The 8,254-nt window shown below is 58.3% G+C and carries 12 protein-coding genes; 5 read left to right on the top strand and 7 right to left on the bottom strand.

All coding sequences use genetic code 11. The annotated features are described in order from the left end of the window. Positions 1 to 65: 65 nt before the first annotated feature. The 4 genes from scpB to DCO47_RS23850 all read right to left on the bottom strand — a co-directional run bounded on the left by scpB (position 66) and on the right by DCO47_RS23850 (position 3,365). A complete protein-coding gene (gene scpB / locus DCO47_RS23865) occupies positions 66 to 1,025 on the bottom strand; it encodes an SMC-Scp complex subunit ScpB (RefSeq protein ID WP_064362077.1) in 960 nt (319 codons plus the stop codon). An 11-nt stretch (positions 1,026 to 1,036) separates the two neighbouring features. Continuing rightward, positions 1,037 to 1,735, bottom strand: coding sequence for a ScpA family protein (locus tag DCO47_RS23860; RefSeq protein WP_172667879.1), 699 nt, complete (start codon positions 1,733 to 1,735; stop codon positions 1,037 to 1,039). Positions 1,736 to 1,858: 123 nt separating this feature from the next. Further along, positions 1,859 to 2,488 carry an L-threonylcarbamoyladenylate synthase gene (locus DCO47_RS23855; protein ID WP_016771124.1) on the bottom strand — a complete coding sequence of 210 codons (630 nt, stop codon included), beginning with the start codon at positions 2,486 to 2,488 and terminating at the stop codon, positions 1,859 to 1,861. Positions 2,489 to 2,501: 13 nt separating this feature from the next. Continuing rightward, positions 2,502 to 3,365, bottom strand: a complete 864-nt coding sequence (locus DCO47_RS23850) for a PHP domain-containing protein (protein ID WP_042607496.1) — start codon at positions 3,363 to 3,365, stop codon at positions 2,502 to 2,504. A gap of 87 nt (positions 3,366 to 3,452) precedes the next feature. On the opposite strand from DCO47_RS23850, the gene DCO47_RS23845 reads away from it, so the two are divergent. From DCO47_RS23845 to DCO47_RS23830, 4 genes are all read left to right on the top strand, one after another. After that, on the top strand, positions 3,453 to 4,049 hold the full coding sequence (locus DCO47_RS23845) for a septation protein A (RefSeq protein WP_042607495.1): 597 nt from the start codon (positions 3,453 to 3,455) through the stop codon (positions 4,047 to 4,049). A gap of 1 nt (position 4,050) precedes the next feature. Next, positions 4,051 to 4,350, top strand: coding sequence for a YciI family protein (locus DCO47_RS23840; RefSeq protein ID WP_016771127.1), 300 nt, complete (start codon positions 4,051 to 4,053; stop codon positions 4,348 to 4,350). 108 nt (positions 4,351 to 4,458) lie between these two features. After that, a complete protein-coding gene (locus DCO47_RS23835) occupies positions 4,459 to 4,869 on the top strand; it encodes a translation initiation factor 2 (RefSeq protein ID WP_116659055.1) in 411 nt (136 codons plus the stop codon). Positions 4,870 to 4,876: 7 nt separating this feature from the next. Then, positions 4,877 to 5,554 (top strand): response regulator transcription factor, encoded by a 678-nt coding sequence (locus tag DCO47_RS23830; protein WP_016771129.1) that lies wholly within the window; start codon positions 4,877 to 4,879, stop codon positions 5,552 to 5,554. A 161-nt stretch (positions 5,555 to 5,715) separates the two neighbouring features. Here DCO47_RS23830 and DCO47_RS23825 read toward each other — a convergent pair whose 3' ends face one another. The 3 genes from DCO47_RS23825 to DCO47_RS23815 form a co-directional block, all read right to left on the bottom strand. Beyond that, positions 5,716 to 6,075, bottom strand: coding sequence for a hypothetical protein (locus tag DCO47_RS23825; RefSeq protein WP_256590245.1), 360 nt, complete (start codon positions 6,073 to 6,075; stop codon positions 5,716 to 5,718). A 94-nt stretch (positions 6,076 to 6,169) separates the two neighbouring features. Further along, a complete protein-coding gene (locus DCO47_RS23820; RefSeq protein ID WP_116659053.1) occupies positions 6,170 to 6,868 on the bottom strand; it encodes a hypothetical protein in 699 nt (232 codons plus the stop codon). Next, on the bottom strand, positions 6,868 to 7,374 hold the full coding sequence (locus DCO47_RS23815) for a PAAR domain-containing protein (RefSeq protein WP_065617423.1): 507 nt from the start codon (positions 7,372 to 7,374) through the stop codon (positions 6,868 to 6,870). The genes DCO47_RS23820 and DCO47_RS23815 overlap by 1 nt, the downstream gene beginning before the upstream one ends. A gap of 322 nt (positions 7,375 to 7,696) precedes the next feature. Between DCO47_RS23815 and DCO47_RS23810 the strand changes: the two genes are divergently transcribed. Further along, complete coding sequence (locus DCO47_RS23810; RefSeq protein ID WP_042607494.1) at positions 7,697 to 8,149, top strand: Spy/CpxP family protein refolding chaperone; 453 nt, start codon at positions 7,697 to 7,699, stop codon at positions 8,147 to 8,149. The last annotated feature ends 105 nt before the right edge of the window (positions 8,150 to 8,254 follow it).

Here is an 8,254-nt window from a genome sequence, read left to right as displayed (position 1 = left end):
TCAGTTACACCGCTATCGCGAGCAGGCTCACTCCTACAGGGAATGGCGGTGTTCCGGGAATCGGGTCAATCGTCGAATTCGCGCCGTTCGGCTTCGATGGCTTCGGCCAGGGCGCGGGCTTCGGCTTCTTCTTCGCTGAGTTCGGGTTCCGGCTGCTCGAGGGCGGCGACAGCGGCCAGAAGTTTTTCGCGGGCCTCGGCGACACCGAGAATGTCGTCTTCCGGTTCGGCGTCAGGCGCGGTCTCAAGTTCCACATCAATCGCGTGTTCGATGATCTCAGGCTCGGGCACCGGCGCTTCGCCATCCGCCGCATCGCGCAGCAAATCGTCGAAGTCGGTCTTGATCCCCTCCTCCATGCTGTCCAGTTCCAGCAGCAGGGAATGGAAGCTGGTTTCTTCCTTTTCCTCCTCGGGCTCGGCGCTGGCGTCGGCCAGTTCCTGCAGACTTTGCGGCACCGGCGCGTCGTCGAAATCGAGCACCGGCTCGGCTTCCATTTCGCGCAGTTCGGCCAGCGGCGGCAGGTCCTCGAGGTTTTTCAGGTTGAAGTGATCGAGAAACGCCTTGGTCGTGGCGAACATCGCCGGTTTGCCCGGCACGTCGCGATAGCCGACGACGCGGATCCACTCACGCTCAAGCAAGGTCTTGACGATGTTGCTGTTGACCGCGACGCCACGCACGTCTTCGATTTCGCCCCGGGTGATCGGTTGGCGATAGGCGATCAGCGCAATGGTTTCCAGCAAAGCACGAGAATAGCGCTGCGGGCGCTCTTCCCACAGCCGCCCGACCCACGGCGAAAACTTCTCGCGGATCTGCAAGCGATAGCCCGACGAGACTTCCTTGAGCTCAAACGCTCGGCCCTCGCAGGACTTGCCGAGCAGGGTCAGGGCTTTCTTGAAGACCGCCGGCTCCGGCCGCTCGCCTTCTTCGAACAGTTCAAACAGGCGCTCAAGGGATTGCGGCTTTCCCGAGGCCAACAGAAAGGCTTCAAGCAGGGGCGCCAGCTCGCGGGGTTCAGTCAGGTTCATGTAGGGACTCGTTATTCGGCTCGGGCTCGCACGTGGATCGCGGCGAACGGCTCATTCTGCACCAGCTCGACCAAGGATTCCTTGACCAGTTCAAGGACCGCCATAAAGGTCACCACTACACCCAGGCGACCTTCTTCAGCGGTGAACAGCTCGACAAACGGCACGAAGCCGCCACCTTTGAGCCGTTCCAGCACATCGCTCATGCGCTCGCGGGTGGACAGCGCCTCGCGACTGACCTGGTGGCTTTCGAACATGTCGCCACGGCGCAGCACTTCGGCCATGCACATCAGGATTTCTTCCAGCGCCACGTCCGGCAGCAGTTTACGCGCCCGTGCTTCCGGGGCATCGAGCTTGGGCACGATCACATCGCGACCGACCCGGCTCAGGCCATCGATACCTTCAGCGGCAGCCTTGAAGCGTTCGTATTCCTGCAAGCGGCGGATCAGTTCGGCGCGCGGGTCGTCTTCTTCGTCTTCGACGGTTTCCGCGCGCGGCAGGAGCATGCGCGACTTGATCTCGGCGAGCATCGCCGCCATCACCAGATACTCGGCGGCCAGCTCCAGACGCACCGACTGCATCAACTCGACATAGCCCATGTACTGGCGGGTGATTTCCGCCACCGGGATGTCGAGGATATTGATGTTCTGCTTGCGAATCAGGTACAGCAGCAGGTCGAGCGGGCCTTCGAAAGCTTCAAGAAAGACTTCCAGCGCATCCGGCGGGATGTACAGGTCCAGCGGCATTTCCATGACCGCCTGGCCATAGACCATGGCAAACGGCAGTTCCTGCTGAGCGCCGGCCTGGGGATCGACCACGGTTTCCACTGCGGACATTCAGGCCTCGACCATGAACGGCGTCGGATCGCCGCAACCGACGCGGACCACTTCCGGGTCGTCGCCGGTCAGGTCAATCACCGTCGACGCCTTGATGCCGCCGAAACCGCCGTCGATGATCAGATCGACCTGATGCTCAAGCAACTGGCGCATTTCGTACGGATCGCTCAGTGGGTCTTCGTCGCCGGGCATGATCAGCGTCACGCTCATCAGCGGCTCGCCGAGTTCGGCCAGCAGCGCCAGCGCAATCGGATGGCTGGGCACGCGCAGGCCGATGGTGCGTTTCTTCGGATGCAGCAACAGGCGCGGTACTTCGCGGGTAGCGTTGAGAATGAAGGTGTAAGGCCCCGGCAGATGCGCCTTGAGAATGCGGAAGGTGCCGGTGTCGATCTTGGCGTAGTTGCCCAGTTGCGACAGGTCGCTGCAGATCAGCGCGAAGTTGTGCTTTTCATCGAGCTGGCGCAGACGTCGCACACGCTCGATGGCGGTCTTGTCGCCGATCTGGCAACCGATGGCGTAGGACGAGTCCGTGGGATAAATCACCACCCCGCCCTTGCGGATGATCTCGACCGCCTGTTTGATCAGGCGCGCTTGCGGGTTTTCCGGATGTATCTGGAAAAATTGACTCACATTCTCTACCTGTTCAGACGGCGGCAATATCTGTGTCATGTTTGAACCGACACCACAGGGGTGGAAGGTCCTCGGGAACCGGCCGGTACTGGCCGATCTCGGACCAGCCGCCAGGGCCATGGAAGTCACTGCCGGCGCTGACCAGCAGACCGAATTCACGGGCAAGGATCGCCAGGCTGCCCACCTGTTCCGCGGGCTGGTGGCCATTGACCACCTCGATTGCATGCCCGCCTGCTTGAATATAGTCGGCAATCAGCTTTCGGCGTTTGCTGCGGGTGAAATCGTAGTGCCAGGGATGCGCCAGACTGACCCAGGCACCGGCGGCGCGCAGGGTGCCGACGGTGTCTTCCAGGGTCGGCCAGTGCAGCTTGACATCGCCGAGCTTGCCGGCGCCGAGCCATTTGCGAAACGCCTCGGCGCGATCCTTCACAAAACCTTCACGCACCATCCAGTCGGCGAAATGCGGACGGGCCGGCGCGTTGCCGCTGTCGCCCAGTTCCTGCTGGATCTGTCGGGCGCCCTCAAGGGCGCCGGGCATGCCCTTGAGGGCGAGCTTGCGGCTTATTTCTTCGGACCGCAGCCAGCGACCATCGTGCAATTTGGCGATCGCTTCGACCAACGGCGCGGCGTTGACGTCGAAACCGTAGCCCAACACATGAATGGTCGCCCCGCCCCAGGTGCAGGACAATTCGACGCCGTTGACCAACTGCATGCCCAACTCGGTGGCCGCCGTCCGCGCTTCGGCGAGGCCTTCGAGGGTGTCGTGGTCGGTCAACGCCAGGACCCGCACGCCGTTCTCGAACGCACGCGCAACCAGAACCGCGGGCGCCAGGGCGCCGTCGGAGGCCGTGCTGTGGCAGTGCAAATCAACATTCACGGGGAGTTGTAACCTCAAATCAGCTGGCGCTATCGCGCGCCCGTATGTTTGTTATTATGCCGCCACATCCAGCTTCTGGCTCTCACTGTGAAACAATTCATCGATTTCATCCCGCTTCTGCTGTTCTTCATCGTTTACAAACTTGATCCACGGGTCGTCGACATTGCCGGCCAGCAAGTGACCGTAGGCGGTATCTACAGCGCCACGGCGATGCTGATCATCAGCTCCCTGGTGGTGTACGGCGCGCTGTTCATCAAGCAGCGCAAGCTGGAAAAGAGCCAATGGCTGACGCTGATCGCCTGCCTGGTATTCGGTAGCCTGACGCTGGCCTTCCACAGCGAAACCTTCCTGAAATGGAAAGCGCCGGTGGTCAACTGGCTGTTCGCTGCGGCTTTCATCGGCAGCCACTTCATCGGTGATCGCCTGCTGATCAAACGCATCATGGGCCACGCGCTGACCCTGCCGGATCCTGTGTGGACCCGTTTGAACATCGCCTGGATCGCCTTCTTTCTGTTCTGCGGCGCCGCCAACCTGTTCGTCGCCTTCACCTTCCAGAGCATCTGGGTCGACTTCAAGGTGTTCGGCAGCCTGGGCATGACCGTGCTGTTCCTGGTTGCACAGGGCATCTACCTGTCGCGTCATCTGCATGACACCGATACCACAACGCCAAAAACCGAGGACTGACATGCTCTACGCCATCATTGCCACCGACGTTGCCAACTCGCTCGAAGCCCGCCTGTCCGCGCGCCCGGCGCATCTGGAACGCCTGCAAGCGCTCAAGGGCGAAGGCCGCATCGTGCTGGCCGGCCCGCATCCGGCGGTCGACAGCAATGATCCGGGCGCAGCGGGTTTCACCGGCAGCCTGATCGTCGCCGAGTTCGACTCCCTCAGCGCTGCCCAGGCCTGGGCCGACGCCGATCCGTACATCGCCGCTGGCGTGTATGCCAATGTGATCGTCAAGCCGTTCAAGCAAGTCCTGCCTTGAGTCCTTCCACGCGATGAACCTTCTCGGTTCATCGCGCTCTCAATCGCTCATTATTCTCGTTTGCCTGCCGACAACCTGCCCAATATCCATTTGGAAACAGGTGTCGCGATGCGCAAGGGTCCGTTGTGTCTGATGTTGCTCACGTTGTCGATCATGGCGCCCGCCCATGGTGAGGAAACCACCGAAAGCGGCAGCTCCACGCCATTGTCATTGAGCGCCGGCAGCCAGATCACCGAGCTGCAACAGCGGCTCAAGGCCAGTGAACTGCAGCGCGAAGAACTGAACAAACAACTGCAGAATGCCGACAACACTCGCGAAAGCGCCCAGCTCGCCCGGTTGCGCCAGGAGAACCAGCGTCTGAAGCTGCAACTCAAGGAAGCCCAGGCCAGCCCGCTGCCGCGTTTGCTGACCGATCAACAGCAGTGGTTCGTCACTGGCGCCGGGGTAGCGCTATTGGCGCTGCTCTGCGGTATCTTTGCCAGTGGTGCAAGCCGAAAACGTCGGCAATGGCTAAATTGAGTGAGTCATGAGCGAGCTGTTACTGATTGATGATGACCAGGAGTTGTGCGAACTCCTGAGTAGCTGGTTGAGCCAGGAAGGCTTCCAGGTGCGCGCCTGCCACGATGGCCAGAGCGCCCGCAAGGCGTTGGCCGAAACCGCCCCGGCGGCGGTGGTGCTGGACGTTATGCTGCCCGACGGCAGCGGTCTGGAACTGCTCAAGCAATTGCGCAACGACCATGCGGACCTGCCGGTGCTGATGCTGTCGGCGCGTGGCGAACCGCTGGACCGCATCCTCGGCCTCGAACTGGGTGCCGACGATTATCTGGCCAAACCCTGCGACCCACGCGAACTCACTGCACGCCTGCGCGCCGTGTTGCGCCGCAGCCACCCGGCGGCCGTATCGACGCAGCTTGAGCTGGGTGATCTGAGTTTCAGCCCGGTGCGCGGCGTGGTCAGCATCGACGAAAAAGAACTGACCCTCACCGTTTCCGAGAGCCGCCTGCTCGAAGCCCTGCTCAAGCAGCCCGGCGAGCCGCTGGACAAACAGGAACTGGCGCAACTGGCCCTCGGCCGCAAGCTGACCCTGTACGATCGCAGCCTCGACATGCACGTCAGCAACCTGCGCAAAAAAATCGGCCCCCACCCCGACGGCCGCCCGCGCATCGTTGCGCTGCGTAGTCGGGGTTATTACTACAGCCTATAAGACCTGCGCCTTGTAGGAGTGAGCCGCACGCGATGGCGGTGTGTCAGTCAACACATTCTTGTATAGCGCGCCGCCATCGCGAGCAGGCTCACTCCTACAGAGGGGTATCTGATCGTTTCCACGCTCTGTAGGGAATGCAGCCGTCGGTGACTTTGCAGTGGTTAATCGGGCATCGAACGAATAATGTCGGCCAAATCGTTCTTGGTTATCTCGTTGGCCTTAATGGCAGCGGCAATGTCTTTTTTGGAAAGTGGAAAACGCTTGAAAATTTCTTGCAAAGTATTCTCATCAACATTTGCCAGCCAGAGCGGATCAATGAAAGAACCGCCATACTCAGGCTTCATCGGTACTTCTTCGTGGGCAATCGTACCCTTATGGTTGAGATACACCACATAACGATCATGCCCTTCAGGAAAGCTTTTATCGTGATATAGCGTAGTACCCTGCGGCAGCACGTAGTAATTCTCGTCGCCGTTTGGACCCTCGATCAGCAACGGTTCTTTAGTTTTGATCATCTTCATATCGTGCCCCTTCGCATTATCATCAAAAATCAGAAAAGCCAAAAAAATCGCATTGACGGTTAAAGCTACTGCCGCCAGGCATAGGCCGAGTCGCTTATTTGTAAACGTTTTTCTTATCATAGGGTGCCTCGGCATTTGCTTCGAGCATGGCTTGCAAGTCCGCAGGCATGAAGATCCCATCCTGCGGACTATTTTGCGTACGCGCGGCCTGCCGTTCGATGAAAGAAAGACCTCGCATTTCGTTATATTTCGAAGGGTTGTACAAAATAGACTTACCTGAAACCTTTGCTCCTGCAATCGTCACTGTTGTGCAGTTATTCGTGGTCGGGTGATAGTTTGAAGGAAGGACATAACGTGCTGACGAAGCTGTTTTTCTCCTCTGCTCTTTTTGCTGAGCGATAACAGCATCGAAATGAGCGATCACAGCCTCAGCCTTTGCGTTATCCAAAAAATAAACAAAACCTGTCGTCGTACGTCCTAAGCTATTTTCACCAGAGATATAAGCCTTGAAAGAAGTCCAGACATTCAGAACGCCCTCACCCTCGCTATCAAACGTACCCCATGTCTTACCATAACGGCCAAAGTCGTAAGTGATATCTTTGCTACCCACCACTACATGTAAAGCTGCGTGTCCGAAAGGATGCTCTTCTTTATCGCGAGTGTAAGGGCCTCCCACCAGTATTTCCATATAGGCACCGGATACGACTACCTGGTTGGTCTTCGTTGTTTTCCCTGACACACCTGTGTTCTTTGCTGACTGTGTTGTGCTAGTAGATTGAGTGGGCTGAACCATTAAAGATGTTCCGTATCTTCAAGTTTCGGAAACTTTATGCTGCAATTTCCCCTAGGAACATTTGCAACATGCACAAAGCCATTTTCGTCAAGCAAGCCTGTCAACAAGGTGCCATCGGGGAGCGTCAATTCATACGCCTCGTTGGCGATAGGCTCACCTCTTTCGTTGAGCAACTGAAACTCAACGAAAGTCTTTTCTTTCAAAAATTCCGAGAAGAAGCTAATTGGAGCGCCACCACCAGACTCACCTACGAAGGTGTCGGGCGATCCAGCAGTAATCGTCGCTCCGCATGCCGTCAGGGAGCCAACATGGGCAACTTCTTTCCCCAAACCGAAAACATGGGGAGCGCCAGTCGTGATGGGATTGCTGCCGTGAATTGGGCAAGAGTAAATATCCCCAACCAAAGCCACGGGCATCGAATTCACAAAAATAGGACTTGATCCAGTCGTGATATTTCCGCCGTGACTCCCTGGATCTCCGAGCCTTGCGACCGGCTTTCCTGCCATCGTTTTTCTCCTTTGAACTTCACGATGAGCAGATGTTACCTCACTTTGATGACTGCTCAACGATCACTGTTCCCGTCCTTTCGCATCAACACCCTGCAGGGCGACTCTCAATTCAATGCGTATCTTCCTCAACTGCAAATCAGAAAGATCGCAGCCTTCAGCTCCTCCCACATTGCTACGCGGGTCATTCACATCAGTGTTTGTCAGTTCGGGTACGAAGCGTCTTTACCGAAGCTTTACGCTGCGCTGACCGCCGCTGACCTTGATCTGCGTAATCTGCACTCATCCGGAACGTACCGGGAACGAGACAAGGAGATACACCATGCGCAAGACTCTTATCGCTCTGATGTTCGCTGCCGCTCTGCCAACCGTGGCCATGGCCATGCCGCAGGATGGCGGTCCGCTGGGTGGTCCGCTTGATGGCCCGCGCCACGGCGGTCAGATGCACGGCGGCATGCACGGCAAAGGCCCGTACAGCCAGCTCGACCTGACCCGCGAACAGCGCGAGCAGATTCGCAAGATCATGGGCGAGCAGATGCATGAGCGTAAGCAGGTGGTCGACAAGTACCTGGAAAAACTCTCGCCGGCTGACCAGAAAGCCATGAAGGACGAGATCGCGGCCAACCACAAGAAAGCCGAATCCGATGTCCGCGCACTGCTGAAACCCGAGCAACAGAAGCAGTTCGACGAGATCCAGAAAAAACGCGCCGAACGCCGCGCCGAATGGGCCGAGTTCAAGGCCTGGAAAGCGCAGCAGGCACAAAAGGCGCAATAATGGCTTGACCCTGGGCCCGACGACTCACATCGTCGGGCCTGTTTTCATCGATCCAAATGCAGGAGTGAGCCTGCTCGCGATAGCAGTGTGTCAGTTGACAGATTT

Source organism: Pseudomonas sp. NDM (assembly GCF_003105095.1).
Classification (GTDB): Bacteria; Pseudomonadota; Gammaproteobacteria; order Pseudomonadales; family Pseudomonadaceae; genus Aquipseudomonas; species Aquipseudomonas moraviensis_A.
Note: the sequence above shows the minus strand (reverse complement) of the source record. Positions and strands in the feature narration are given on the sequence as shown.